This is a genomic window from Methyloversatilis sp. XJ19-49, assembly GCF_024580145.1.
Classification (GTDB): domain Bacteria; phylum Pseudomonadota; class Gammaproteobacteria; order Burkholderiales; family Rhodocyclaceae; genus Methyloversatilis.
The window spans coordinates 222,028-247,472 of sequence record NZ_JANINI010000004.1 but is presented as its reverse complement, the minus strand read 5'-3'; the positions used below and the strand labels follow the sequence as shown (position 1 = coordinate 247,472).

Genomic DNA, 25,445 nt, shown 5'->3' with positions numbered 1-25,445 from the left:
CTCAGTAAAGCCGATGATGGCGGATGTAATCGAGCACGCCTGTCGGGGCAAGATAGCGGCAGCTGGCGCCGCGCGCCAGTCGGGCCCGCAGATCGGTGGCCGAAATGGCCAGTGCCGTCATGTCGAACGGTAAGATGGCGCCGGCCGGCGCCGTGCGCAGCACCGCCGGATCGTGCTCAAGGCGGGCGGACAGTTCGGTCGCCAGCGCGCCGTCGAGCGCGGCAGGATCGACTGCCTGACCGGCACGCGTCGCCAGACCGATGTGCGCCAGTTCGAACAGCGATTTCCAGCGCTGCCAGGTGTGCAGCCGACTGAATGCGTCGGCGCCGAGGATGAGCACCAGCGGTTGCTGCACGCCGAGCTGGACGCGCAGCGCCTGCAGCGTGTCGACCGTGTAACCCGGTGCGCCCGCTTCCGCTTCGCTTGCATCGACTTCGAACGCGGGGTTGGACGCGGTGGCCAGTCGCACCATGGCGAGCCGGTGGGTTGCATCGGTGCGCAACGCGTCGCGGTGCCACGGCTGACCGGCCGGAATCCAGCGCACGCGCTCGAGCTGCAGTGTTTCGAGCGCTTCTTCGGCCAGCCGAAGATGGCCCAGATGTACCGGGTCGAACGAGCCACCGAAAATACCCAGAGGCATGCCGGAGCCTGCACCGGCCGGCCGCTGCTCACTCATCGGCGGCGTCTTTGCGCGGTCCGGAATCCGGCCCGGATAGGGAGTCGGGCTCGGAATCGGACCCGGCTTCGGGCTCAGGCTCCGGTTCGGGCAGTTGCGCGAACACCTGCTGGAAGCTCACATACAGGCTGGCTGCCAGCGTCGGCACCAGCACGAACAGCAGCGTCATGCGCACGCCGATGCGCAACAGGCTGGCGATGCCTTCGTCGTTGCCGATCAGCTGGATCACCAGAACGGGCAGACCGACGCCGAGCACCGCCGCACCGGCGAAATACACGATGAAGGCGCCGGCGTTGCGCAGCACCGCCACCGCGCCGAAAAACAGCGCCTTGCCGAGCTTGATGCCCTGGGTCGCGATCAGGTAGGGCGGAAACCACATGATCAGGATCAGCGGCAGCACCAGCGGCAGAAGTTGCATCAACGTTCGCGTGAAGGCCTCTTCGTCGGCTTCCGCCAGCGGCACATCGGGCGCCGCGAACAGCAGCGTATGAATCAGCACCACGACCAGCGAGCCGGCCAGATGCACGAAGCCGAGCTGGACCAGCGGACGCATGTTCTCCGCCACACCCGTCTTGAGTACCTCGGTCGATACATCGAGCTGCTTGTCGAGCAGGCGGGCACCATTGAACACGATGACCGACATGACCGGCAGGCAGACGGCCACCAGCACCGGGCCGATCAGCGGCACGATGTTCAGGAACACCATCACCAGCAGATAGCCCATGGTGAGCGCGGTCATCAGTGGCGGATTGCGGCGGAACAGCGCGAAGCCGCCACTGATCCACGACCAGCCGGCCAGCGCCGGCAGCGCGCGCGCCTGCAGATTCACCGCCATGGCAGGGCGTCGCCGGCACGGATGCGGGCGCGCAGGATGTCGCGGAAGCGCTTCGGGTCGTGCTTGTGCACCATCTCTCCATCACGCGGCAGGTGGAAGTCATAAAGGCGCGACAGCCAGAAGCGCAGCGCCGCGGCGCGCAGCATCAGCGGCCACGCGCTGTGTTCGGCGTCCGTCAGCGGACGCTCGTCGCGGTACGCTGCAAGCATCGCTTGGGCGCGGTCGGCCACCAGTTCGCCGGCGTCGTCGGAGCACCAGTCATTCATCGTCACCGCGAGATCGAACAACAGAAAGTCATCGCCGGCGAAGTAGAAATCTATGATGCCGCCGATGCGCTCGCCGTCCATCAGGCAATTGTCACGAAACAGGTCGGCATGCACCACGCCGGCCGGCAATCCGGCGCAGACGCCGCCCTCGCGTGCCGCGACCTGAAAGGCCATCTCGGATTCGAGCAGCGCGCGGTCATCGGCGTCGAGATAACCCAGCAGTTGCGGCGCGGCAGCACGCCACCAGTCGTAGCCGCGCGGATTGGCGAAGCGCCGCCCGTAGCTCTGGCCGGCCACATGCATCGTCGCCAGCATGCCGCCGACCGCCGCGCAGTGCGGCGCTTGCGGTGCCATCTGCGATTTGCCGGCCAGTCGGGTGGCGAGCATCGCCGGCTTGCCGTTGAGCGTGCCGAGATACTCGTTGTCCCGGTCTGCGATCGGCGCCGGACACGGAATGCCATGGCGCGACAGGTGCGCCATCAGGTGCACGTAGAACGGCAGTTCGGCGCGCGTGAGCTTTTCGAACAGCGTGAGCACGTAGCGACCGTGCGAGGTGTCGACGAAGTAATTGGTGTTCTCGATGCCGGCCGGAATTCCCTCCAGCGACAGCAGATGGCCGATGGAGTAATTCTTCAGCCAGTCGCGCATCTCGTCTGCGGTGACGGTGGTGAAGACAGACACGTATCAGTTTCGGAAGTTGGGCACGCGACGGCGGCGCGTGCAGGTCAGTCGAACGAGAAGATGACCCATTTCGGGACGCGCAGACCCTGATCGAGATCGTCGTAGCGTGTCATCACGCCACCGCCGTTCTCGTCCATCAGGTAGTAGGGCACGCCGTGCGACGGCGTCACCTTGATCATGTAGAGCTTGCCGTTCATCCGGTATTCCTCGACCCGCTCGTCGGCCTTCTGGATGATGGTCACCTGCGGCTCGGTCGTCACGTCGCCGCCCTCGAGCGGCAGCGGCGGCGGCGGCGGTTCCGGAATGGGCTGCAGATCGGCCGGTCGGCCGGCCTGGGCGAACACCGACGGGACAGCAAGCGCCAGCGAGGCGGCGATCAGCGCGGCAGAAAGAAGCGGTCGCATCGAAAATCCTTTGTGATCCGGCAGTTTAACAGAGCCCCCCGCGCTTCCCGGTGATGCAACGGGCGCACTGTGTTTTCCTTGCACCTTGAAACTTGAATCCTGCACCTTGAATCTAAAGATTCAGCATGGCTTCGTGCTCCTCAGGCAACGGCAGGAAGCTGCGGTTCTCGTAATGACGGAAGATCGCTTCGACCACCTGGGCCGGATCGTCGATCAGTTGCACCAGATCGATGTCGGACGCGGAAATCATGCCTTCGGTGACCAGCGTGCTGCGGAACCAGTCGATCAGCCCCTGCCAGAACGGCGTATGCACCAGGATGATCGGAATACTGCGGCTCTTGTGCGTCTGGATAAGCGTCAGCGCCTCCATCAGCTCGTCCAGCGTGCCGAAACCGCCCGGCATCACGACATAGGCTGCGGCGAAGCGCACAAACATGTACTTGCGGGCGAAGAAATGCTCGAAGGAATGCGAAATGTCCTGATAGACATTGGCGCTCTGTTCCATCGGCAACTGGATGTTCAGCCCGACACTGGGCGATTTGCCGTGGAAGGCACCCTTGTTGGCCGCCTCCATGATGCCCGGCCCGCCACCGGAAATGACCGAAAAGCCGGCGTCGGACAGCTGGCGCGCGATGCGCTCGGTCAGGTCGTAATAGGGATGCTCGCGCGGCGTACGCGCACTGCCGAAAACGCTGACCGCCGGGCGGATGGCCTGCAGCCTTTCGGTCGCCTCGACGAATTCGGCCATGATGCCGAAGATGCGCCAGGCCTCGCGTGCACTGCTGGCGCGTGCCGCGTCACCGGGGTCGATCATGCCGGGAAGTTTGTCTTTCGCGCTCATGGGGAGGGGGTCCGGGGTTGATAATGGCGCGCTGAGCAATCACGGAATCCGCCATGCCCACGCTGCTGCTTGTCGATGGTTCGTCCTACCTGTACCGCGCCTTCCACGCCATGCCCGACCTGCGCAACGCCCAGGGCGAGCCGACCGGCGCACTGCGCGGTGTCATCAACATGCTAAGGCGGCTGGCAAGCGACTACAAGGCGGACTACCGCGCCTGTGTGTTCGACGCCAAGGGCCCGACCTTCCGCGACGACTGGTATCCCGACTACAAAAGTCACCGTCCGCCGATGCCGGAAGACCTCGCGGCACAGATCGCACCCATCCACGACGCGGTGCGTGCACTCGGCTGGCCGCTGTTGATGATCGACGGCGTGGAAGCCGACGACGTGATCGGCACCTTGTCGGCACAGGCCACCGCGCGCGGCATCGACTGCGTCATTTCCACCGGCGACAAGGACCTCGCACAGCTGGTGAACCGGCACGTGACGCTGGTGAATACGATGAGCGAGGAGAAACTGGACGAAGCCGGCGTGCTGGCCAAGTTCGGCGTGACGCCGGCCGGCATCGTCGACTACCTCGCGCTGATCGGCGACAGCGTGGACAACGTGCCCGGCGTCGACAAGTGCGGCCCGAAGACCGCCGTGAAGTGGCTGCAGCAGTATGGTTCGCTCGACGAAATCGTCGCGCGTGCCGAGGAAATCAGCGGCAAGGTGGGCGAAAACCTGCGCGCCCACCTCGGCTTCCTGCCGCTGGCGCGCCAGCTTCTGACGGTGAAGTGCGATGTCGAACTGCCGCAGCCGCTCGAAGCGCTGACCTCGGATGGCGAAAACGCCGACGCGCTGCGCCCGATCTACGAACGCTATGGCTTCCGCGGCCTGCTGGAAGAACTCGCCAAAGGCCCGAAGAAGACCATCAACGCGCCCGCGCCGGCCGCCGACGCCACGCCTTCGACCGAACCAGAAGGCAGCCACCGCGCGCAGTACGAAACCCTGCTCGACTGGCCGGCGCTCGAGCGCTGGCTGGCGCTGCTGGATGGCGCCGCCGTGGTGTCGCTGGACACCGAAACCACCAGCCTGGAGCCGATGGAGGCGCAACTGGTCGGCATGAGCTTCGCGCTGGAAGCAGGCGTGGCCGCCTATCTGCCGCTGGCGCACTGCTACCCGGACGCGCCGGCGCAGTTGCCGCGCGACGAGGCGCTGGCGAAGCTCAAGCCCTGGCTGGAATCGGCGGCGCACGGCAAGCTCGGGCAGAACCTCAAGTACGACCGCCACGTGTTCGCCAACCACAGCATCCGGCTGGCCGGCGTGGTCGATGACACGCTGCTGGAGAGCTATGTGCTGGACGCCGACCGCAGCCACAGCCTGGATGCGCTGGTCACGCGTCATCTCGGCCTGAAGGTGATCAGCTATGACGAAGTGACCGGCAAGGGCGCGTCGCGCATCGGCTTCGATCAGGTCGCGATCGACCGCGCCACCGATTACGCGGCCGAAGACGCCGACGTGACGCTGCGCGTGCATCAGGTGCTGGCGCCGCGCATCCAGTCCGACAGCAAGCTTGCTTATATATATAGAGACATCGAACTGCCGGTGTCGCAGATCCTGTTCGACATGGAGCGCACCGGCGTACTGCTCGACATCGGCTCGCTGGCCGCGCAGAGCAACGAGCTGGGTCAGAAGATGATCGACCTGGAAGCGCGCGCCCACGCGGCAGCGAAGCAGCCGTTCAACATCAATTCGCCGAAGCAGCTGGCGGAAATCCTGTTCGAGCGCGAAAAGCTGCCGGTGATCAAGAAGACGCCGAGCGGCACGCCCTCGACCGACGAAGAAGTGCTGTCTCAACTGGCGCTGGACTACCCGCTGCCGGCGCTCATCCTCGAATACCGCAGCCTCGCAAAACTCAAGGGCACCTACACCGACAAGCTGCCGCGCATGGTGCGCGCCGACACCGGCCGCGTGCATACCAGCTTCAGTCAGGCGGTAGCGGTGACCGGGCGGCTGTCGTCGGTCGACCCCAATCTGCAGAACATACCGGTGCGCACCGCGGAAGGCCGGCGCATCCGCTCCGCCTTCATCGCGCCACCGGGTCACCGGCTGGTGAGTGCCGACTATTCGCAGATCGAACTGCGCATCATGGCCCACCTGTCGCAGGACGCGCGCCTGCTGCAGGCCTTCGCTGACGGCGAGGACGTGCACCGCGCGACTGCATCCGAGGTGTTCGGCGTGCCGCCGGGCGAGGTGAGCAGCGAACAACGCCGCTACGCCAAGGTGATCAATTTCGGCCTGATCTACGGCATGAGCGCGCACGGGCTGGCGAAGAACCTGGGCATCGAGCGCGCCGCCGCGGCGGGCTGGATCGACCGCTATTTCGCGCGCTACCCCGGTGTCGCGCGCTACATGGACGAAACCCGTGCGCTGGCGAGGGAACAGGGCTGGGTCGAAACCGTGTTCGGGCGCCGGCTGCAGCTGCCGGAAATCCGCGCCGCCCAGGTCGCCCGCCGCCAGGGCGCCGAACGCGCCGCGATCAACGCGCCGATGCAGGGCACGGCCGCCGACCTGATCAAGCTGGCGATGATAGCCGTATCAGGCTGGCTCGACCGCGACCAGCTCGGCACGCGGCTGGTGCTGCAGGTGCATGACGAACTGGTACTCGAAGTGCCCGACGCCGAAATCGACCTCGTGAGGGAGCGCGTGCCTGCGCTGATGGAAGGCGTGGCCCAGCTGTCGGTGCCGCTGAAGGTCGAAGCCGGCGTCGGCCTGAACTGGGACGAGGCGCACTGAAGGGAGCCGCCTGGCGGCAGCTATGGAAGCTGCTGCCGTGACCGCAGTGGCGGTGAGCATTCCTCCTCTGTGGGAGCCCCTCTGTGGGAGCCCCTCTGTGGGAGCCCCTCTGTGGGAGCCCCTCTGTGGGAGCCCCTCTGTGGGAGCGGCGGCCTCGCCGCGATCCGCGCTCTGCAATGACACCATCGCGGCACTGATCGCGGCGAGGCCGCCGCTCCCACAGAGGTCGCGGCTGCTGCGGGCCTCCGCTCCCGCAGCCGCCCGCAGTCTCTACACCCAGCCCTTTTCAGGCGCGCAGCTGCTGCGCGAAGAAATCCAGCGTGCGCTGCCAGGCCAGTTTCGCCGCGCGTTCGTCGTAGCGCGGTGTGGTGTCGTTGTGGAAGCCATGCAGCGTGCCCGGATAGACATAGGTCTGATAGGTCTTGCCGGCGTTGACCAGCGCAGCGTCGTAGCGGGTGGCGCCGGCATTCACCTTTTCGTCCTGGTCGGCGTAGTGGATCAGCAGCGGCGACCGGATCGCCGGCACATCTTCCAGCGGGGGCTGTGTGCCATAGAACGGCACCGCGGCATTCAGGTCGGGGAGCTTCGTCGCGAGGAAGTTGGCGATGGCGCCGCCGTAGCAGAAGCCGACCACGCCCAGTTTGCCGTTGCCGAGGTCGTGCGCACGGAAAGCGAGCGCCAGTGACAGGAAGTCTTCGCGTGTCTTCTTCTGGTCCAGTTGCTGGAACAGCTCGCGCGCCATGTCCTCATTGCCCGGATAGCCGCCGAGCGGATGCAGCGCGTCAGGCGCCAGCGCGAGATAGCCCTCGAGCGCGAGCCGGCGTGTAACGTCCTCGATGTGCGGATTGAGGCCGCGGTTCTCGTGCACCACGAGGACAGCCGGCAGCGGGCCGGTCGCCTGTGCCGGTCGTGCCAGGTAACCGCGCACCTTGCCGTAGCCGCCGCGCGTGGCGTATTCGACATGGTCGGTCTTCAGCGCCGGATCGTCCGGCTTCACCTGCTGCGCCTGCGCGAAATTCGGGCTCAGCGCCTCCAGCAGCATCGACGCGGTCACGCCGCCGACGGCGAAACGGGCTGCTGCATCGAGAAAACCGCGCCGGTCGATGGCGCCATGCACGTAGCGGTCGAACAGCGCCATCACCTCGGGCGCGAAATCCCTGGCTGTCCTGCGTTTCATCGTGAATCTCCTGCATAGGCATGCGGTGTGCCGGGGCACGATGCGCCGGGCCGCCTGCGGGTGCAAGCGGATATCGCGCTGATCGACATCGATGTACCGCGGGAATTCCCCGATGTTGCACCAACGATACAAGGTTGTATTCTATAGGCATTTTTTATTCGTCATATGTATATACTCCGCCGCTCCATTCCAAAGGAGTATCCGAAGATGACCAGACCTTCGCTGCTGTGCAGTGCCCTGCTTTCACTCGCCGCGTCGTCCGCGCTGGCCGGCGATTTCTATGTCGGCGCTTCGATCGGCCGCTCCAGCGTCGACATGGGTCGCAGCGAGACCGACGCTGCCCTGGTGTCGGCCGGTGCCACCGGCCTGCTTTCCAGCGTGGACGAGCACGACACGCATTACGGCTTTTCGCTCGGCTATCAGCTCAACCCCTATCTGGCGTTCGAACTCGGGTACGCCGATTTCGGCAGCGCGCGCTACCGGGCCAGCTTCACCGGTGGCACGGCGCGTGCGCAGATCGATGCCCATGGATGGACCGCATCGGTGCTGGGCATCCTGCCGGTGGGCGAGAAGTTTTCGCTATTCGGCCGGCTCGGCGGCATCCACTCCAAGGTCGAAGTCGATGTCGACGTGACCGGCCCCGGCGGTGCAGCCGCCGGCACGGCGCGGGACCGCGACTGGAGCGGCCTGTACGGCGCGGGCGTCGGCTATGCGCTGACGCCGTCCATCGGGCTGCGGGGCGAATTCACCCGCTACGAAAGCATGGGCGGCAGCAACACCGGCAGCGGCGACATCGACACCTGGTCGCTCGGCGCGATCTTCCGCTTCTGATCCGCCCGTCTTCCGTTCTCCATTCGCCCTCCAGACCCGGCCCGCGTGGCCGGGTGTTCCGCTGCGGTATCCTGATCCGGCGCCCGGGTCCCGGATGCGCGCGACGGCTGACGCCGTACGCCGGAACACAGACCGACAGGAGGAGACATGGCTTCAATCTACGCTGACGAACACCGCGCGCTGCAGCAGGAATTCGGCACCACGAAACTGGCCGACATGCTGGACCAGAACTGGATCCACGAAACGATCACCGACGAGGAGAAGACCTTCATCGAGGGACGCGACATGTTCTTCCTGTCGACCGTCGATCCCGAAGGCAATCCGACCGTGTCGTACAAGGGCGGACCGACCGGCGTCGTGAAGGTGATCGACGCACAGACGCTGGTGTTCCCCGGTTACGACGGCAACGGCATGTTCTACTCGATGGGCAACATCGTCGGCCAGGCGCGCGTCGGCCTGCTGTTCATCGACTTCGAAACGCCGCACCGCGTGCGCGTGCAGGGCACCGCCGAATTCCTGCGCGACCATCCGCTGATGGCCGGATACACCGAAGCGAAGTATCTGGTGCGGGTCACCGTCACGAAGGTGTGGGTGAACTGCCCGCGCTACATCCACCGCTACAAGAAGGTGGGCCAGTCGAAGTACGTGCCGAAGGCCGCCTGCGAGACGCCGCTCGCGCTGTGGAAGCGGCTCGACATGGTGCAGGACGTGCTGCCCGGGCACGAAGTCGCGCGCGCCCAGAAGGAGGGCGTCATCACGCTGGAGGACTACGAAGCCAAGGTGGCGCGCGGCGACGGCTGAACCACGCGGCTGAACGTGTCCGCACCGCCGTCGTACCTTTCGGCTGGTGGCGACCGTTCGCCCCACATCCCAGTCAGCGAGAACTCCGATGATCAACCTTCGTACGATTGCCGCAGCGCTCTGCGCTGCCGCGCTTGCCTTTGCACCATCAGCCGCCACCGCGGCGGATGGCCTGATCGCCGTGAAAAGTCCGCGCGGCGTCATCGAGTCCATGGACCGGCTGGAAGGTCTGGTCAAACAGCGCGGTCTGAATGTGTTCGCACGGATCGACCATGCGGCCGGCGCAACGCGCATCGGTGCGCATCTCAGGCCGACGCAGTTGCTGATATTCGGCAACCCGCAGGGCGGTACCCCCTTCATGCAGTGCGCGCAGGAGGTCGGCATCGATCTGCCGCTGAAAGCGCTGGTCTGGGAAGATGCAGCCGCGCAGACATGGATCGGCTACAACGATCCGGGCTACCTCGCGCGGCGGCACGGCGTCGAGAACTGCCCTGCGGTGGAGGGACTGCGCAAGGCACTGTCCGGATTGGTCGATGCTGTCGTGGCCGAGTAGCTCCGGACCCGCGTAATCAGACTTCAACCTGACGCATCAACCCGCATCGGACACATTCCCCGGGCATGGATCAAGGCGCTTCGGCACGCCTTCCGGACGATGTTTCGTCGAGCGCATCCGGCAACATGCTGCGGCAAGCGTGGAGGGCCGGAAACTGCCGCAGGGCACGAAGCCTGAACCGGGCTCTCCGTGCCGTAAAGCACGTGGGCGCCGGTCAGCCAGCCGGTTGCTCTTCGGTGTGGCGCCCGGTAACCCGCTCAGAAGCGCTGCGTAAACCGCACATAGACATCGTCGTCAACACGCTTCTGCGCGGCATCGGTTCGCTGCTCCAGATCGCGTCGCTGGCGCACCCGTGCCTCGATCGACTGCGTGGCGGACAGTTTCCACTGGTAGCGCAGCTCCAGCAGTTCCTGGTTGTTGCCGAAGTCGGGTGACAGCAGCCAGCCTCCGCCCGCCTGACCATAGACGAGCCCGACACCGTGGCCGGCTGCGAAATCCACGAGATTGGCCGAAGTCTGGAACGCCAGCCCGCTCGCACGACCGGAGCCGGACAGGCGCAGCGCCCCGTCGGTCGGTCTGTTGGGTGCGTAGCCGGCTTCACCGGCCCACACGAAGCGCATCGCACCGGCGAGCGGCCACTGCAGCGCCATGCGTCCGGCGATGCCCAGATAATCGTCGATGCGGCCGGCAGCGGTCCCGTCCGTGCGCAGCGCGCTGGGTATGTAGGTGATATCCCATCCGAGCTGCAGGAAGCGACCTTTCGGGTCCTTCCTTTCCATGCCGAAGTAGTAAGTGGCGTGACTGGCCGCCTCCGTGAATGCCAGCGGACTGCGCCGCACGGTGGTGGGGCCGTCGTCCTCGCTGCGCTGGATGATGGCGTGGTAGTTCCAGCCCGCGGCGTCGACGTAGCGGGCGTGAATGCCGTCTGTCCAGGTGATGTCGGTGTTGGGCGAATCGTTGCGGCTCAGCGATTTCTTTGCAATGCCCTCCAGTTCGAAGCTGGTCTGCATGCGACCGACCTTCACGTCCCAGCTGCCGGGCTTGTAACGCAGGTAGAGCTCGTCGATGGTCGAGTCGCCGAAGCCCAGGCCGTCGCTCTGCGGGATGGCGGTGAAGAATTCGTAATGGTTGTCGTTGCTGTCGTCGGTCGAGTACCGCCCCGCGAAACGGGCCTTGGCACTCAGTTCCGGGGTGACCTGCCAGAGAACACCCGGGCGGACCCGGATACGCCAGTCACTTTCGTCGCTGCGGCTGCCGTTGCGATCTTCTCGCTCGCGACCGAAGTAGCCCAGCCGCGCATCGCCGCTGAAGGAAAATTCGCCCGGTGCGGGGTCGGCAGCGCCGACACTGACCGGCGTGGCGAGCGCCAGTGAAAGGACTGATGCGAACAGCGTTGATTTCATGAAGGCCTTAGTCCTGCCTCTGTCGCGAGGCGTCAGGGTGTCTGGAAAAACGACGCGATCCAAGCGGTGGATCGCGCCGCGACAAAACGAAAGAGAACGAGGTAAATCGCCCCGGGTATGAATTGGTCCCCGGAAGCTGGACGGTTGCCATCCCGCCAATCAGGTGATGTTTCTCAGTCGGTATCCCAACGTGCTGAAGCCATTCAGTCTGAGCGTGATGCACCCATGGTTTTGCTTGCGGACGCAATCATGTACGCCCGCGTCGAGCGCTTCAAGGCTGTCGGGTACTGCAAGATGGAAACACTCGGCCTTCAGGGTGCGGAAGAAGCCCTCGATTGCCACGTTGTCAAAGCAGTTGCCGTCACGGCTCATGCCTTGCGTGACTCCGCGCTGCGCGAGCATTGCTCGATAGGGCGGCATCGTGTTCGCCAGCGTCCAGAAATACGAGTTCGCGGTGCGCAATCTGTCGGACGCAATTCTGGGAAGGATGGCCCATGAACTTACGGAGAACATCCGGCAGAACATCACTGTGCAACAGTCGGCGCGCGATTGCGCGCCGCGACGGTTGAAAGGCCTCCCGGCCGCACGGGGCGGCGTCACCGTGCGGGCGTGATCCGGGGCGTCGCATCCGGCGCGTCCGTGGCCCCGCCCTCGGGCCTGAGCCACACCGGCAACTGACCGTAACGCCGGATGAAGGCGTCGCGCTGCTCGTCTTCGGAAAACACGAAGTCCAGCATCAGCACCGACTGTTCGTCTTCCGACAGCAGCACCGTGATGCCCCGGGCATCCCAGCTCCGGTAGAGTCTGAAACCGTCGTCGGACAACCCGCTCGCGTCCCACCGGCCGTATTTCGCGACCACGTCCTGCACCCGGAGCGGCGCGGCCGGCACCCATCTCACCCATCTGACGCGCAGCGCCTGGTCGTCGCTCTCGGCCGCGAGCAACTTCAGCGCATCGAGATCGTCGGCAAACCCATCAGCGATCTCACGCCGGTATTCCGGGCGCCCGTCGATGAACAGCACGAGGAGCTGGCCCTGAAGCGCGCCGCCGGTGAGCGAAAACAGTACCTGCGACTCATCTGCCCAGTCAGGCGCCATGCGCACGAACTGCGTATCCGGGAAGCGCGCCCGTACCTCGCCCAATGAATCGAGCGGCCGGATGCCCAGATGGGCTTCGGCCAGCGCGCCGGTGCAGATGACCCAGGCAAGAGCGAAAAAAAGAAGTGACTTCACGGACTTGGACGATGAACCGGCAGACTGCGGATTATCGATCGCCGGGTGGCGATACCGGAAGCCCACCCTCGAGCAGGCGCGCAGTGGGACGGGCGAAGCAGAAAACGAAAACGGGCCGGACTGAGAAGGCCGACCCGTTTGGTGTTTGGCGCGCCTGGCGCGATTCGAACGCACGACCCCTGCCTTCGGAGGGCAGTACTCTATCCAGCTGAGCTACAGGCGCTTGGGCATACGGAGGCGGGGGAGCCCCTGGAACTGACCAGGAAACCCGATCAGAACCGCGCAAAGGATAACGGCTTTGCCCGGACGCGTCCATGGCATGCTGTTGCAGGTGAGGCGAAAGCGGCTCGCTGCCGCTATAATGGCGCGTTTTGTTTTCACCTGTCACAAGGTTTTCAAAGGAACGCACACCATGTCGGACGCGCACGAAGAACACGAGTCTTTCATCAAGACGCCGCAGCAGCTGGCGGCGGTCGTTGTACTGTCGTTTGTGGTGTTTGTGGGCATTGCAGTGCTGGTCGCCCAATTCGTGCTGTCGGGCTACAAGGGTCTTGACACGGCGAACCCCGAAATCATCGCCGCAGGCATCCAGCCGGTGGCGAGGGTAGAACTCGGTGAGGCCGATTCCGCCGCGGCAGGTCCGAAGACCGGTGTGCAGGTATACAAGGCGGCCTGTGCGGCCTGTCACGACGCCGGTGCCGCAGGCGCTCCGAAGCTGGGCGACAACGCGGGCTGGGCCAGCCGCATCGCGACCGGTCTGGAAGCCCTGGTGCATTCGGCGGTGAATGGCAAGGGTGCCATGCCGGCCAAGGGCGGCAACGCCGCATTGACCGAAGCCGAAATCACCCGCGCGGTTGTCTACATGGCAAACGAGGCCGGTGGCAAGTTTGCCGAACCTTCGATGGAAGATGCCGCGCCGGCCGCTGCCGCCGCACCGGCGCCTGAACCGGCTGTCGCCGCGCCTGCGCCGGCGCCGATGGAAGTGCCGGCGATCGCGGCTCCCGCCTACGACGACGCACCGGTTGCTGCTGCGCCCGCCGCGGCACCTGCAGCGGCCGCCGGCATCGACGGCCAGGCGGTATACAACAAGGCCTGCGCAGCCTGCCACGCGATGGGCGTGGCCGGTGCGCCGAAGTTCGGCGACAAGGGTCAGTGGGCGCCGCGTATTGCAACCGGCCTCGATTCGATGGTGGCCAACGCGATCAAGGGCAAGGGCGCGATGCCGGCCAAGGGTGGCAACCCGGCGCTGAAGGATGCCGAGATCAAGGCCGCCGTTGAGATGATGGTGGCGGCTGCCAAGTAAGCCGTCCCGAAGCGGCTCCGCTTCCGGAAAGAGGCCCGCCGCGACCCGGCGGGCTTTTTTACGTCCGCAGGGTGCCGGCGCGCCGCGCACTCGCACCCACCTATGCTTTGGGCGTCGGGGTGCCGCCCAGCAAAGCCTTCAGCGATTCCAGCCGGGCCACGTTGGCGGCGCGCTGTTCGGCTTTGGGCGCGGCGTCGGAGTTCGGTCGCTGCACGTCCTCGCCCATTTCGGCGATGAAACGCGACGGTTCGCAGTCGCGCGATTCGCGCCCGCTGCGCCGCCGCTCGCAATAGCTCAGCGTCAGCGTGCGCCGCGCCCGCGTGATGCCGACATACATCAGCCGGCGCTCTTCCTCGATGCGCCCTTCTTCGATCGATTCGCGGTGTGGCAGGATGCCCTCCTCCAGCCCGACCAGGAACACGTGCGGGTACTCCAGCCCCTTCGACGCATGCAGCGTGGACAACTGCACCGCATCGCGCGCCTCGTCGTCGTCGCGCTTGTCGAGCATCGTGATCAGCGCGACGGTCTGCGTCAGTTCGAGCAGCGTCTTGCCGTCTTCCTCGCCCTTGCGCCCCATCCAGTCGACGAAGTCACGCACGTTGTTCCAGCGCGTTTCCGCCTCCTTCGGTTCGAATTGCTCGAACAGCCAGGTTTCGTAGCCGATGCCGCGCAGCAGGTCTTCGAGCAACAGGCGCGGTGCTTCGGTGCGCGCGCGCCATTCGAGCCGGTTGATGAAGTCGCCGAATTCGCGCAGCGGAGTGAGTGCGCGCGCCGGCAGCGCATGTTCGGCGCCGGTTTCTGACAGCGCGGCAAAAAGGCTGATGTGGCGTTCGCCGGCGTAGGTGCCAAGCGCTTCGAGACTGGTGCCGCCGATGCCGCGGCGCGGCGTGGTGACCGCGCGGATGAAGGCCGGGTCGTCGTCGCTGTTGGCGACCAGCCGCAGATAGGCCATCACGTCCTTGATTTCGGCGCGATCGAAGAAGGACTGGCCGCCACTGACCAGATACGGAATCTTCTGTTCGCGCAGCGCGGTTTCGATGACGCGCGCCTGATGGTTGCCGCGATACAGCACCGCGTAGTCGCCGAACTTGCCGCGGTGTTCGAACTTGTGCGCGGCGATGCGCATGGCGATGCATTCGGCTTCGTGCTCGGCGTCGCGCGCCACCATCAGCGTGATCGGGTCGCCGCGGCCCATGTCGGACCACAGCTTCTTCTCGAACAGCTTCTGGTTGCTGGAAATGAGCGTGTTGGCGGCGGCGAGGATGCGCTGCATCGAACGGTAGTTCTGTTCCAGCTTGATCACCTTGAGCTTCGGGTAATCGGTCTGCAGCGTGCGCAGGTTCTCCACGTCGGCGCCGCGCCAGGCGTAGATGGCCTGGTCGTCGTCGCCGACCGCGGTGAACGCACCGCGGCTGCCGGCCAGCAACTTCACGATCTGGTACTGGCAGCGGTTGGTGTCCTGGTATTCGTCGATCAGCAGGTAGCGCAGCCGCGACTGCCAGCGCGCCAGCAGGTCGGGGTCGGATTCGAGCAGGCGCGCCGGCAGACCGATCAGGTCGTCGAAATCAACCGCCTGATACGCGCGCAGCGTGCGCTCGTACTCTTCATAGACGCGCAGCGTGATCGCTTCCGCTTCGTTGGTGACGAGCGGCGCAACAGCCGCGGGGGTCAGCAGCGCGTTCTTCCAGCCGGACATGCGCGACACCAGCGCACGCAGGCGTGTCTTGTCGGATTCCTTCGATATGTCCTGCACCACGGACAAGGCGTCGGACGCGTCCAGGATGGAAAACGTCGGCTTCAGTCCGGCCGCCTTCGCTTCGATGCGCAGCAGCTTGACGCCCAGCGCATGGAAGGTCGATATGTTGAGCTGCCGGCCGGCGCGGCCGTCGAGCAGATGCGACGCGCGCTCCTGCATTTCCTTCGCCGCCTTGTTGGTGAAGGTGATGGCCGCGATATGGCGCGGCTCGATGCCGCACTCGTTCACCAGATAGCCGATCTTGCGCGTGATGACGCGCGTCTTGCCGGAGCCGGCGCCGGCCAGCACCAGTAACGGACCGTCGAGGTATTTCACCGCCTCGCGTTGCGGTGCGTTCAGGTCGGACAGCATGGGGAGGTCGCGTCGGATGACGCTGGATACGGGGCGCCTCGATGTTAACCCGGTTATCCCGCCTCCCGGGTGCACGACTGCATCCATATCCCGCTATCGCCCGTAACATTCTTGCACTATCCCGTAAGGGCCGGATCCATGGAGGCCTGTCGGCACCCTGGGTCCGGTCATACCGTCTTCTGTCGTTTCACCCCTTCCGGAGGTCAGACCCATGAACAGGATTCGCCTTGTTGCCGCACTGCTTGCCGCCACCACCCTTGCATCGCCCGCCCTCGCCCAGGAAGTCGAATACTTCGCTACGCTCAGCGGCCCGGCAGAGGCGCCGCCCAATGAGTCGCCGGGGACCGGCAGCGTTTTGCTGACGCTGGATCTCGATCTGCGGATGATGACCATCGACACCCGCTTCAGCGGATTGCTCGGCACGCTGACCGTGGCGCACATCCATTGCTGTACCGCCCTCGCCAGTGAAGGCACTGCAGGCGTTGCGACCCCGACGCCCACGTTTCCGGGGTTTCCGGCTGGCGTGACCTCCGGCAGCTACATGGAAACCTTCGACATGAAGCTGGCAACGAGCTACAACCCCGCTTTCATCACCGCCAACGGCGGGACACCAGACAGCGCCTACACCGTGCTGCTGGCCGGCCTCAACGACGGCAAGGCCTACTTGAACCTGCACAGCTCGGAATTCCCGGGCGGCGAAATCCGCGGCTTCCTCGCGCCGGTGCCCGAGCCCGAAACCTGGGCCATGCTGCTGGGCGGGCTGGGCCTGATCGGCTGGGCGGCACGAGGCGCTCGCCGCGCAGCAATCTGATGCGACGGACGGGGTGACCTCGGGTCGCCCCGTTGCGGCGGCAGGTTCTCCGCTTGCGGCGCAGAGCGCGCTTGGGTAGGGTTCGCGCCTTCCACGCTGCCCTGCCCGTCGCACATGCTCCCCTCGATCGAACAGCGGCTCGCCGCCGAACTGGGCGCACGCCCGCAACAGGTCAATGCCGCCGTCGCCCTGCTCGACGAAGGCGCCTCGGTGCCCTTCATTTCGCGCTACCGCAAGGAAGTGACCGGCGGGCTGGACGACACCCAGCTGCGCCTGCTCGAAGAACGCCTCTCGTACATGCGCGAACTGGAAGAGCGGCGCGCCGCGGTGATCGCCAGCATCGACGAACAGGGCAAGCTCACGCCGGCGCTGCGCGGCGAAGTCGAGAACGCCGACACCAAGCAGCGGCTGGAAGACCTCTACCTGCCGTACAAGCAGAAGCGCCGCACCAAGGCGCAGATCGCGCGCGAGGCGGGCATCGAACCGCTGGCCGACGCGCTGCTGGCCGACCCGGGGCTTACGCCGGAGGCCGAAGCGGTGGCCTACCTGAACGTCGAAGCGGGCTTCGCCGACGCGAAGGCGGTGCTCGACGGCGCGCGTCAGATCCTGATGGAACGCTTCGCCGAAAGCGCCGAACTGGTCGGCGCGCTGCGTGCGCACGTGGCCGAACACGGCATCGTGGTGGCGACGGTGGCCGACGGCAAGGACACCGACGCCGAAGCGGCCAAGTTCCGCGACTACTTCGCCTACCGCGAAAGGCTGGCCGACATTCCGTCGCACCGCGCGCTGGCGCTGTTCCGCGGCCGCAACGAAGACGTGCTGCGGGTGAAGCTGGCGCTCGACACCGATCCGGAAGACGGTGCGCGCAGCGCCGAGCCCAACCCATGCGAACGGCGCGTGATGGTGCATGCCGGCATCCGCGACAACGGCCGGGCGGCCGACCGCTGGCTGGTCGAAACGGCGCGCTGGACCTGGAACGTGAAACTGTCGGTGCATGTCGAGCTCGATCTGATGAACGAGCTGCGCAGCCGCGCCGAACTGGAGGCGATCCGCGTGTTCGCGAAGAACCTGAAGGACCTGCTGCTCGCCGCGCCGGCCGGCCCGCGCGTAACGATGGGGCTGGACCCCGGCATCCGTACCGGCGTGAAGGTGGCGGTGGTCGACGCCACCGGCAAGCTGGTCGATACCGCAACCATCTACCCGCATGAGCCGCGCCGCGACTGGGACGGCGCACTGCACGTGCTGTCCGGGCTCGCCGCGAAGCACGGCGTGCAGCTGATCGCCATCGGCAACGGCACGGCGAGCCGGGAAACGGACAAGTTGGCGGCCGACCTGATGAAGTTGAAGCCCGAACTCGCCATGACGAAGATCGTCGTGTCGGAAGCGGGCGCGTCGGTGTATTCGGCGTCCGAACTGGCGGCAAAGGAATTTCCGGGGCTGGACGTGAGCCTGCGCGGCGCGGTGTCGATCGCCCGCCGGCTGCAGGATCCGCTGGCCGAACTGGTGAAGATCGACCCGAAGGCGATCGGCGTCGGCCAGTACCAGCACGACGTCAGCCAGACCCGGCTCGCCCGCTCGCTCGACGCCGTGGTCGAAGACTGCGTGAATGCCGTCGGCGTCGACGTGAATACCGCATCCGTGCCGCTGCTGGCACGCATTTCGGGACTGAACGCCACATTGGCGCAGAACATCGTGGCGCATCGCGACGCCAACGGTGCGTTCCCGTCGCGCAAGGCGCTGCTGTCGGTGCCGCGGCTCGGCGACAAGACCTTTGAGCAGTGCGCCGGCTTCCTGCGCATCATGAATGGCGACAACCCGCTCGACGCCTCGGCGGTGCACCCGGAAGCCTATCCGGTGGTCGAGCGCATCCTGGCCGACGTGAAGAAGAAGGCGCGCGAGCTGATCGGCGACGCGGCAACCGTCAAGGCGCTCTCGGCGCAGAAGTACGCCGACGAGCGCTTCGGCCTGCCGACCGTGCAGGACATCCTGCGCGAGCTGGAAAAGCCGGGCCGCGACCCGCGCCCGGAATTCCGGGCGGCGACCTTCCGCGACGGCATCGAACAGCTGAAGGACCTCGAACCCGGCATGCTGCTCGAAGGCGTGGTGACCAACGTGACCAATTTCGGTGCCTTCGTCGATATCGGCGTGCATCAGGACGGCCTGGTGCATGTGTCGGCCATCGCCAACCGCTACGTGAAGGACCCGGCCGAGGTGGTGAAGGCCGGCGACATCGTCAAGGTGAAGGTGGTCGAGGTCGACCTCGCCCGCAAGCGCATTGCGTTGACCATGCGACTGGGTGACGAGGTGGCACGCAAACCGGCCGGGAAAGACGCCCGCCCGCCCGTCCGGCAGGGTGACGCGCGACGCAGCGCACCCAAGCAGGAGACGCCGGCGGCCAACAACGCACTCGCGGCCGCGTTCGCGAAGGCGACGAAGCGCTGACCCGGGCCGCCCGGGCGTACTGCGCGACGCGACAATCCTGAGGCGACGTCGATTCCGGAACCTCATGCATTGAAGCAGCAAAGCCCCTGGCGCACGACGCGACGCGACCCTTTCAATTGTTGAGGAATGTCAAGTCGTGCGTGGGTTCTCGGCCCATCAACGCATTAGACGGCGCCACTTATTGTCACGCCCATTCAATTAGGGCGCTAATCTTCCGGGAGATTTTCCCGACATTCTTCCGTCGGGAGTTTCTCCCTGCCTCCACGCGCAGTCAGTCGGTAAAAGCGAGGGAAATAAACAGCTATCGAGCGTGTAGGGAGCCGTCCTACACGCATCCCGATGAAACCCTCGCGTCCCCCGACATTTCGCCTGACCCCGGCCGCGCTCGCCCTGCTGAGCGCGAGCGCCGTCGTCTGCGCACAGGAAGAACCGGTCAAGGAATTGCCGACGGTAGAGATCCGCGCACCGCGCATGATCACGCCGCTGCCGGGGGTGGTGTTCGACGAGCAGCAGACGACTTCGAACGTCCAGAGCCTCACCGGCGAAGAACTGCAGCAGTCCGGTGCGGCATCGCTGACGGAAGCGATGAACCTGCAGTTCCAGTCGATCAATGTCAATGACTACGCCGGAAACCCCTTCCAGCAGGACCTGAATTTCCGCGGCTTTGCGGCTTCGCCGCTGATCGGCACGCCGCAGGGTCTTTCGGTCTATCTCGACGGGGTGCGCATCAACGAAGCGTTTGGCGATGTCGTGAACTGGGACCTGATCCCCAACATCGCGATCCTGCGCATGGACCTGCTGCCCGGGTCCAATCCGATGTTCGGTCACAACACGCTGGGCGGCGCGATCTCGGTCAACACGAAATCGGGCTTTACCAGTCCGAAAGTGGAATTTTCCGCTCTCGGCGGTGCGTTTGGCCGACGCCAGTACCAGCTTGCAGCGGGTGGCAATTCGGGTCCGCTGGCGGGATTCTTCGCGCTCAACAAGTTCGATGAAGATGGCTGGCGGACCAACTCGCCGACCAGCGTGCGTCAGTACTTCGGCCGTGTCGACATCCGCGGCACGTCGACGGAAGCCACGCTCAGCCTGCTGAAGGCCGAAAACACCCTGGTCGGCAACGGCCTGATCCCGGAAGAACAGTGGCGTGAAAGTCCGAATTCGGTGTTCACCTCACCGGACGAAAACATCAACGACCTGAACCATCTGACCGGCCGCGTCCGTTTCGACATCAGCGAGTCATCGAGCGTCGCGCTGCAGATGTATCGCCGTGACCTGAAGCAGAAGGGCACGGGTGGCGACGTGTGGGACGACTTCGACCAGGGCGCCAGCGCGAACCGGCTGGGCGTCAGTTGCCCGGACGGTTTCGGTTCGCCGAATGGCGCGCTGGACCAGAATATCGGTCCGACCTATCCGGGGTGTGCCGGGGTGGCGCCGAACGGGCTGTTCAATTTCAGCCGCTCGGATCAGCGCTCGGAAGGTGTCGCGCTGCAATTCACGCAGATCAGCGAAGCGCACCAGATCGTCGTCGGCAGTTCCTTCGACTGGAGCGACGTCGACTTCCGGCAGAGCCAGCGGCTCGGCTTCATCGATTCCGAACGCACCGTGTTCCTCGATCCGTCACGCGAGGCGGATCTGGGTCTGCTCGCGCTGAGTCAGGACATCACGCGGAACAATCTGACCGGGTCAAGCAGGACGGCTGCGCTGTTCTTCAGCGACACCTGGACGGCTGCGCCCAACCTGTTCATCACCTACGGCGCACGGCTCAGTTACTCGCGCGTCAAGAATGAACTGCAGTCGGACAAGCCGATTCCGCTCTATCAGTTCACGTCCAACTTCTTCAACAACAGGGCGGAAGCCTGCGGCACGCTGTCATCGGTCAGCACACGATTTCTGTGCTCGACCGGCGACTACGGCTACCGCAGCCTGAATCCGTCGCTCGGCGTGTCATGGCTGCCGGCGCAGGACCTCAACGTGTATGGCAACGTCAGTCGCGGCTCGCGCGTACCTTCCGTCATCGAACTGGGCTGCGCACGCGACAAGACGCTCGAGGATCCGAACGGGCTGAACGACGGCAAGAATCTGGGCTGCACCATTCCGACCTCGCTGACCTCCGACCCTTTCCTGCCTCAGGTCAGGTCGCTGACGACGGAGCTCGGTCTCAGGGGTAGCAGCCTGAACGGCCAGCTTTCGTGGAGCGCCACGGCTTACCGGACCGAACTGACCGACGACATCCTTTTCGTGTCGCTCGGCCAGCGCAACCGCGGCGTGTTCGACACCTTTGGCAAAACCGAACGCGACGGTTTCGAACTCAATCTGAAAGGCAAATTCGGTCGCCATTCGCTGCGTGCCGGCTACAGCCGCCTGAATGCCACCTTCGAATCCAGCGCCACCATCGTCAATCAGTCGAACAGCTCGGCGGATCGTACCCAGGGGCGTGTGAACGACTTCGAAATCAATCCGGGCGATGTCATTCCGGGGCTTCCGAAGCATTCGTTCCGCCTCGGCTGGAACATGGATGTCACCAGCAATTTCACCTTTGGATTTTCGATGGTTGCGCAGTCGTTTGTATTTGCGCGTGGCAACGAAAACAACGAATCGGAACCGGGTGGCACCGACCTGACCGGAAATGCGCAGATCCCCGGTCTCGGCAAACGCTACGTCGGAAAAGGCAAGACGTCCGGTTTCGCAGTATTCAATTTCAATGCGAATTACCGCGTCGACAAGAATATCTCTCTGTTCTGCAAGGTCGACAACATTTTCGACCGCCGATACACCACTGCCGGTGACCTCGCAGTCAATCCATTCACGTCCGGATCCTTCGGCGCGCGGGATTCCTCAGGATTCAATTACAACTCCTTCGACTGGACACATTCGCTTTTTGTCGGCCCCGGTGCGCCGCGCGCCGTGTGGTTTGGCCTCAACTACGCATTCGGGTCATGAGCACCGGATCGTTTTCATCGATCGGACAAGGATCGATTACAACAAGAGGCACAGCCGAATCCGTCATGTGTCCGCCGAATCATTGCCTCACCCTGAATCACTTCAAAAAGGAGATCGCATCATGAAATTTGTGTATGTCGCCGCGGCGACGGTATTGATGGGCGCCAGTCTGGGCGCCGTAGCGGGTGATTTTGTCGAGCTCAACAAATCGTTTCCGTTACGGCTGACCGGCGCCAACAATCAGAACACCGATCGGTATTTCCTGGAGATTCCTGAGCCAACGCAAGCAGTGCCCACACCGCTCGTGATCACTTCGTCATTCATTGATGTCGGTGCCCGGAACATCCCTCTGGTTGCAAGCAGCATCACGTACAACGCCCGTTCCACAGCGGGCGCTCGACCGATCATCGGAAGCGGCACGCTTACGCTGCTCGATTACCGCCTGAATGAAGATGTCACCTTGGCCGGTCAGGCAATCGGCGACATCTACGACTTCGTCTACCGCGATTCGCGGGACGACAAGCTGGTATTCGGTACACGTGTCCTGCTTGGCCTTCCCGGCCAGCAGCAAAACGCCGAGTTGAACAACGTGTTCCGTTACGGCTTTGAAGAGAACGGTACCGTGTTCGATGCGGCCGCTGCCTGGCTGTATCTGTCCGATTACGACCTGCGGATGTACAGCGCTGCCCGCAGCGACAAGGGCCTTTTGCAGATGGACGTCTACGACCCGGACGCGATCAGCTTCCAGTCAGACATCAACCTGTCCGAGGGCAATCCATACAGCGGCCTGTATCTCGTGAAGACGAATGCCACCTACTACACCGTCGCCGACAACGCGATCGGCTACTTCCAGGCAGGCGAAGAAAGCCAACCGGTCGTGAAGGCGTTCACCAGCGGATTCGTCCCGACCAATACAGCACCGATTCCGGAGCCGTCCACCTACGCAATGCTGCTCGCCGGCCTGGGCATGATCGGCGTGATCGCACGTCGCCGCATGCGCGCGTGACACCCGAAGTTTTACGCACCATCCAACAAAGAGGTCAACATCATGAAAATCAAAACCATCGCACTGTCGCTGATGCTGGGCCTGGGCGCCCACGCGGCGCACGCCTTCGTCGCCCTGCCGGAAAGCGGCGACCTGCGGATCGTCGGCATCAACAACGCCGCGGCTGACCCGCTGTTCCTCGGCTTCGACTGGATACCGGAAAGCGCTGGCTACACCCGCGCGGCCCGCCGCATCAGCTCGGTGATCTATGACGGCACCGACATCGGCACCTTCTACGACTTCGTCTATCGCAGCACCACCGACAGTACGCTGCTGTTCGCATCGCGTTTCGAACTGGATATCGGCGAAATCGCGATCGGCGCAGACGAATACGATGTCGAGATCAACGACATCCTGCGTCGCGGCTATGCCAACTACGACGTGTCGGTTGGCTGGTACGCCAGCATCGATAGCGATTTCCGCCTGCAATCTACGGCTCACACGTCGAATGGCGTACGCACCCGCCCGACCAATCCGGTGGATGTGTTCGATGACAATGTGGTCGATTTCCGCACCGATATTTCGGTCGAAGAAGGCAATGCGACGACCGGCTGGTATGTGCTGAAGACCAATGCAACGGAATTCACCTACCTGGTGGACGCGGTGACCATCCGTCAGGCACCGAGCATCGACGGCATGTCGCCGCCGCTGCGCACGGCGACGTTCGAAGGCTTCGCGCCGGTCACCGCCGTGCCGGAACCCGAAACCTACGCCATGCTGCTGGCCGGTCTGGGCCTGATCGGCTTCGCTGCCCGCCGTCGCACGAAGGCGTAATCGAAGCTGCAACGGAAGGCGGCGCGCAAGCGCCGCCGGCTGGAATTGAAACGGCCCCCTGCACTGTCCGGCAGGGGGCCGTTTTTTGCCTGTGCTTCAGCCGGTGTGTTCGGCCGACGTCAGAAGGGCCGGTCGAGCTGAAGCGATTCCTTCGGGCCGCGGTAGATCAAGGGCTTGACCTGGGCCGCGTTGCCGGCGATCTGGGCACGGTCGACAACTTCGGTGATCCGGTTATGAAAGGGCGACTTGTCGCACACCGGGTCGGCCGCGGCAGGGTCGTTGGCGATCATGTAGGCCTGGCAGCGGCAGCCGCCGTAGTCGTTTTCCTTTTCCGGGCAACTGGAACAGGGCTCCTTCATCCAGCCGGTGCCGCGGTAGCGGTTGAAGCCTTCGGATTCGTACCAGATTTCGCGGATGGACGACGTGCGCACGTCCGGGAATTCCAGCCCGGGCAGCATGCGCGCGGTGTGGCAGGGCAGCGCCTTGCCGTCCGGCGTTATGGTCAGGAAGATGTTGCCCCAGCCATTCATGCACTTCTTCGGCCGCTTTTCGTAATAGTCGGGCACGACGAAGAACAGCTTCATCTTGTTGCCGTGTTTTTCGCGCCACTCGTTGGTGATGCGCTCGGCGCGTTCGAGCTGTTCGCGCGACGGCAGCAACTGGTCGCGGTTCACCTGCGCCCAGCCGTAATACTGGGTATTGGCCAGTTCCACGTACTCGGCATCGATGTCCGACGCCAGTTGCAGGATGGCTTCGATGTGGTCGATGTTGTGGCGATGGATGGTGCAGTTCATCACCATCGGATAGCCGTGCGCCTTGATCATGTCGGCCGCGCGGCGCTTCAGGTCGAAGGTACGGGTGGACGACAGGAAGTCGTTCATTTCGCGCGTCGAGTCCTGGAACGACAGCTGGATGTGGTCCAGCCCGGCTTCCTTCAGCGCGCCGATGCGCTTTTCGTTCAGCCCGACGCCCGACGTCAGCAGATTGGTGTAATAGCCCAGGCGGTGCGCTTCGGCGACGATGACTTCGAGGTCGTCGCGCAGCATGGGTTCGCCACCCGAGAAGCCGCACTGCACCGACCCGAGCTCACGGGCTTCGCGCAGCACCTTGAACCACTGTTCGGTCGTCAGTTCGTCTTCGGTCTTCGCGAAATCGACCGGGTTGTAGCAATACACGCAGTGCAGCGGGCAGCGGTAGGTCAGTTCGGCGAGCAGCCACAGCGGCGGGCCGATCTTCGCGGTGTCCTGCACCGCCACGGCTTCGGAGAGGTCGGTCATGTCAGATCCACCCATTTCTGCTGCTCGGCCAGTTCGACGAAGGCGATCACGTCAGCTTCCAGCCCCTGCGCGTTGAAGGTCGTTTCGAGGTCGGCAATGATGGCGGCGATGTTGGCCGCGCCATCGCAGCGTTTCAGGATTTCGCCGGCGCTCTGGTTCAGCTTCACCATGCCTTCCGGATACAGCAGCACGTAGGCGTCCTGCGCCGGTTCCCACTGGATGCGGAAGTTGCGGCCCACCTTCGGCACGGTTGCGGTCGTGATTGCCAT

General features: G+C 64.6%; 23 protein-coding genes and 1 tRNA gene. 11 read left to right on the top strand and 13 right to left on the bottom strand.

Annotated elements, in window-relative coordinates; genetic code table 11:
• Position 1: 1 nt before the first annotated feature.
• From nadD to NMQ16_RS07255, 5 genes are all read right to left on the bottom strand, one after another.
• Complete coding sequence (gene nadD, locus NMQ16_RS07275) at positions 2-640, bottom strand: nicotinate-nucleotide adenylyltransferase (protein ID WP_257079871.1); 639 nt, start codon at positions 638-640, stop codon at positions 2-4.
• Between the two features lie 28 nt (positions 641-668).
• Positions 669-1,511 carry a BPSS1780 family membrane protein gene (locus tag NMQ16_RS07270; protein WP_257079870.1) on the bottom strand — a complete coding sequence of 281 codons (843 nt, stop codon included), beginning with the start codon at positions 1,509-1,511 and terminating at the stop codon, positions 669-671.
• Positions 1,502-2,458, bottom strand: coding sequence for a homoserine kinase (locus NMQ16_RS07265; RefSeq protein ID WP_257079869.1), 957 nt, complete (start codon positions 2,456-2,458; stop codon positions 1,502-1,504). The genes NMQ16_RS07270 and NMQ16_RS07265 overlap by 10 nt, the downstream gene beginning before the upstream one ends.
• A gap of 44 nt (positions 2,459-2,502) precedes the next feature.
• Complete coding sequence (locus NMQ16_RS07260) at positions 2,503-2,862, bottom strand: DUF2782 domain-containing protein (RefSeq protein ID WP_257079868.1); 360 nt, start codon at positions 2,860-2,862, stop codon at positions 2,503-2,505.
• Between the two features lie 112 nt (positions 2,863-2,974).
• Positions 2,975-3,703, bottom strand: a complete 729-nt coding sequence (locus tag NMQ16_RS07255) for a TIGR00730 family Rossman fold protein (protein ID WP_257079867.1) — start codon at positions 3,701-3,703, stop codon at positions 2,975-2,977.
• A 53-nt stretch (positions 3,704-3,756) separates the two neighbouring features.
• On the opposite strand from NMQ16_RS07255, the gene polA reads away from it, so the two are divergent.
• A complete protein-coding gene (gene polA, locus NMQ16_RS07250) occupies positions 3,757-6,480 on the top strand; it encodes a DNA polymerase I (protein ID WP_257079866.1) in 2,724 nt (907 codons plus the stop codon).
• Positions 6,481-6,766: 286 nt separating this feature from the next.
• On the opposite strand, the gene NMQ16_RS07245 is transcribed toward polA, so the two are convergent.
• On the bottom strand, positions 6,767-7,657 hold the full coding sequence (locus NMQ16_RS07245) for a dienelactone hydrolase family protein (RefSeq protein ID WP_257079865.1): 891 nt from the start codon (positions 7,655-7,657) through the stop codon (positions 6,767-6,769).
• Positions 7,658-7,864: 207 nt separating this feature from the next.
• Here NMQ16_RS07245 and NMQ16_RS07240 point away from each other — a divergent pair, with 207 nt between their 5' ends.
• The 3 genes from NMQ16_RS07240 to NMQ16_RS07230 all read left to right on the top strand — a co-directional run bounded on the left by NMQ16_RS07240 (position 7,865) and on the right by NMQ16_RS07230 (position 9,842).
• Positions 7,865-8,488, top strand: coding sequence for an outer membrane beta-barrel protein (locus tag NMQ16_RS07240; RefSeq protein WP_257079864.1), 624 nt, complete (start codon positions 7,865-7,867; stop codon positions 8,486-8,488).
• A gap of 147 nt (positions 8,489-8,635) precedes the next feature.
• Positions 8,636-9,289: a pyridoxamine 5'-phosphate oxidase family protein gene (locus tag NMQ16_RS07235; protein WP_257079863.1), complete on the top strand. Its 654-nt coding sequence runs from the start codon at positions 8,636-8,638 to the stop codon at positions 9,287-9,289.
• An 88-nt stretch (positions 9,290-9,377) separates the two neighbouring features.
• Positions 9,378-9,842: a DUF302 domain-containing protein gene (locus NMQ16_RS07230; protein WP_257079862.1), complete on the top strand. Its 465-nt coding sequence runs from the start codon at positions 9,378-9,380 to the stop codon at positions 9,840-9,842.
• Between the two features lie 257 nt (positions 9,843-10,099).
• On the opposite strand, the gene NMQ16_RS07225 is transcribed toward NMQ16_RS07230, so the two are convergent.
• Both NMQ16_RS07225 and NMQ16_RS07220 read right to left on the bottom strand, forming a co-directional pair.
• Positions 10,100-11,245, bottom strand: coding sequence for a hypothetical protein (locus NMQ16_RS07225; RefSeq protein ID WP_257079861.1), 1,146 nt, complete (start codon positions 11,243-11,245; stop codon positions 10,100-10,102).
• 159 nt (positions 11,246-11,404) lie between these two features.
• Entirely contained in the window at positions 11,405-11,665 is a 261-nt protein-coding gene (locus NMQ16_RS07220) for an IS3 family transposase (protein WP_257079860.1), read from the bottom strand.
• Between the two features lies 1 nt (position 11,666).
• Between NMQ16_RS07220 and NMQ16_RS07215 the strand changes: the two genes are divergently transcribed.
• Positions 11,667-11,858: a hypothetical protein gene (locus NMQ16_RS07215; protein ID WP_257079859.1), complete on the top strand. Its 192-nt coding sequence runs from the start codon at positions 11,667-11,669 to the stop codon at positions 11,856-11,858.
• Here NMQ16_RS07215 and NMQ16_RS07210 read toward each other — a convergent pair.
• On the bottom strand, positions 11,842-12,651 hold the full coding sequence (locus tag NMQ16_RS07210) for a hypothetical protein (RefSeq protein WP_257079858.1): 810 nt from the start codon (positions 12,649-12,651) through the stop codon (positions 11,842-11,844). The genes NMQ16_RS07215 and NMQ16_RS07210 overlap by 17 nt on opposite strands.
• Positions 12,624-12,700, bottom strand: a tRNA-Arg gene (locus tag NMQ16_RS07205). Before NMQ16_RS07205 ends, NMQ16_RS07210 begins: the two co-directional genes overlap by 28 nt.
• Positions 12,701-12,889: 189 nt before the next feature.
• On the opposite strand from NMQ16_RS07205, the gene NMQ16_RS07200 reads away from it, so the two are divergent.
• A complete protein-coding gene (locus NMQ16_RS07200) occupies positions 12,890-13,780 on the top strand; it encodes a cytochrome c5 family protein (protein WP_257079857.1) in 891 nt (296 codons plus the stop codon).
• 100 nt (positions 13,781-13,880) lie between these two features.
• On the opposite strand, the gene NMQ16_RS07195 is transcribed toward NMQ16_RS07200, so the two are convergent.
• Positions 13,881-15,887: a UvrD-helicase domain-containing protein gene (locus tag NMQ16_RS07195; RefSeq protein WP_257079856.1), complete on the bottom strand. Its 2,007-nt coding sequence runs from the start codon at positions 15,885-15,887 to the stop codon at positions 13,881-13,883.
• Positions 15,888-16,098: 211 nt separating this feature from the next.
• On the opposite strand from NMQ16_RS07195, the gene NMQ16_RS07190 reads away from it, so the two are divergent.
• The 5 genes from NMQ16_RS07190 to NMQ16_RS07170 all read left to right on the top strand — a co-directional run bounded on the left by NMQ16_RS07190 (position 16,099) and on the right by NMQ16_RS07170 (position 23,899).
• Positions 16,099-16,698, top strand: a complete 600-nt coding sequence (locus tag NMQ16_RS07190) for a CHRD domain-containing protein (protein ID WP_257079855.1) — start codon at positions 16,099-16,101, stop codon at positions 16,696-16,698.
• A gap of 114 nt (positions 16,699-16,812) precedes the next feature.
• Entirely contained in the window at positions 16,813-19,140 is a 2,328-nt protein-coding gene (locus NMQ16_RS07185) for a Tex family protein (RefSeq protein ID WP_257079854.1), read from the top strand.
• A 339-nt stretch (positions 19,141-19,479) separates the two neighbouring features.
• A complete protein-coding gene (locus tag NMQ16_RS07180) occupies positions 19,480-22,080 on the top strand; it encodes a TonB-dependent receptor (protein WP_257079853.1) in 2,601 nt (866 codons plus the stop codon).
• A gap of 121 nt (positions 22,081-22,201) precedes the next feature.
• Positions 22,202-23,086 (top strand): PEP-CTERM sorting domain-containing protein, encoded by an 885-nt coding sequence (locus NMQ16_RS07175; RefSeq protein ID WP_257079852.1) that lies wholly within the window; start codon positions 22,202-22,204, stop codon positions 23,084-23,086.
• A gap of 42 nt (positions 23,087-23,128) precedes the next feature.
• A complete protein-coding gene (locus NMQ16_RS07170; protein WP_257079851.1) occupies positions 23,129-23,899 on the top strand; it encodes an FxDxF family PEP-CTERM protein in 771 nt (256 codons plus the stop codon).
• Between the two features lie 119 nt (positions 23,900-24,018).
• Here the strand turns inward: NMQ16_RS07170 and pqqE are convergent, their stop codons facing one another.
• Both pqqE and pqqD read right to left on the bottom strand, forming a co-directional pair.
• Positions 24,019-25,176: a pyrroloquinoline quinone biosynthesis protein PqqE gene (gene pqqE / locus NMQ16_RS07165; RefSeq protein WP_257079850.1), complete on the bottom strand. Its 1,158-nt coding sequence runs from the start codon at positions 25,174-25,176 to the stop codon at positions 24,019-24,021.
• A complete protein-coding gene (gene pqqD, locus NMQ16_RS07160) occupies positions 25,173-25,445 on the bottom strand; it encodes a pyrroloquinoline quinone biosynthesis peptide chaperone PqqD (RefSeq protein WP_257079849.1) in 273 nt (90 codons plus the stop codon). Before pqqD ends, pqqE begins: the two co-directional genes overlap by 4 nt.

Bases quoted from the DNA above. Each gene is read 5' to 3' on its own strand.
- nadD (WP_257079871.1), bottom strand. From the start codon at position 640: ATGCCTCTGGGTATTTTCGGTGGCTCGTTCGACCCGGTACATCTGGGC.
- NMQ16_RS07185 (WP_257079854.1), top strand. From the start codon at position 16,813: ATGCTCCCCTCGATCGAACAGCGGCTCGCCGCCGAACTGGGCGCACGC.
- pqqD (WP_257079849.1), bottom strand. From the start codon at position 25,445: ATGGCAATCACGACCGCAACCGTGCCGAAGGTGGGCCGCAACTTCCGC.
- NMQ16_RS07220 (WP_257079860.1), bottom strand. From the start codon at position 11,665: ATGCCGCCCTATCGAGCAATGCTCGCGCAGCGCGGAGTCACGCAAGGC.
- NMQ16_RS07170 (WP_257079851.1), top strand. From the start codon at position 23,129: ATGAAAATCAAAACCATCGCACTGTCGCTGATGCTGGGCCTGGGCGCC.
- NMQ16_RS07225 (WP_257079861.1), bottom strand. From the start codon at position 11,245: ATGAAATCAACGCTGTTCGCATCAGTCCTTTCACTGGCGCTCGCCACG.
- NMQ16_RS07240 (WP_257079864.1), top strand. From the start codon at position 7,865: ATGACCAGACCTTCGCTGCTGTGCAGTGCCCTGCTTTCACTCGCCGCG.
- NMQ16_RS07260 (WP_257079868.1), bottom strand. From the start codon at position 2,862: ATGCGACCGCTTCTTTCTGCCGCGCTGATCGCCGCCTCGCTGGCGCTT.
- NMQ16_RS07180 (WP_257079853.1), top strand. From the start codon at position 19,480: ATGAAACCCTCGCGTCCCCCGACATTTCGCCTGACCCCGGCCGCGCTC.
- polA (WP_257079866.1), top strand. From the start codon at position 3,757: ATGCCCACGCTGCTGCTTGTCGATGGTTCGTCCTACCTGTACCGCGCC.
- NMQ16_RS07200 (WP_257079857.1), top strand. From the start codon at position 12,890: ATGTCGGACGCGCACGAAGAACACGAGTCTTTCATCAAGACGCCGCAG.
- NMQ16_RS07235 (WP_257079863.1), top strand. From the start codon at position 8,636: ATGGCTTCAATCTACGCTGACGAACACCGCGCGCTGCAGCAGGAATTC.
- NMQ16_RS07270 (WP_257079870.1), bottom strand. From the start codon at position 1,511: ATGGCGGTGAATCTGCAGGCGCGCGCGCTGCCGGCGCTGGCCGGCTGG.
- pqqE (WP_257079850.1), bottom strand. From the start codon at position 25,176: ATGACCGACCTCTCCGAAGCCGTGGCGGTGCAGGACACCGCGAAGATC.
- NMQ16_RS07230 (WP_257079862.1), top strand. From the start codon at position 9,378: ATGATCAACCTTCGTACGATTGCCGCAGCGCTCTGCGCTGCCGCGCTT.
- NMQ16_RS07255 (WP_257079867.1), bottom strand. From the start codon at position 3,703: ATGAGCGCGAAAGACAAACTTCCCGGCATGATCGACCCCGGTGACGCG.
- NMQ16_RS07195 (WP_257079856.1), bottom strand. From the start codon at position 15,887: ATGCTGTCCGACCTGAACGCACCGCAACGCGAGGCGGTGAAATACCTC.
- NMQ16_RS07175 (WP_257079852.1), top strand. From the start codon at position 22,202: ATGAAATTTGTGTATGTCGCCGCGGCGACGGTATTGATGGGCGCCAGT.
- NMQ16_RS07245 (WP_257079865.1), bottom strand. From the start codon at position 7,657: ATGAAACGCAGGACAGCCAGGGATTTCGCGCCCGAGGTGATGGCGCTG.
- NMQ16_RS07190 (WP_257079855.1), top strand. From the start codon at position 16,099: ATGAACAGGATTCGCCTTGTTGCCGCACTGCTTGCCGCCACCACCCTT.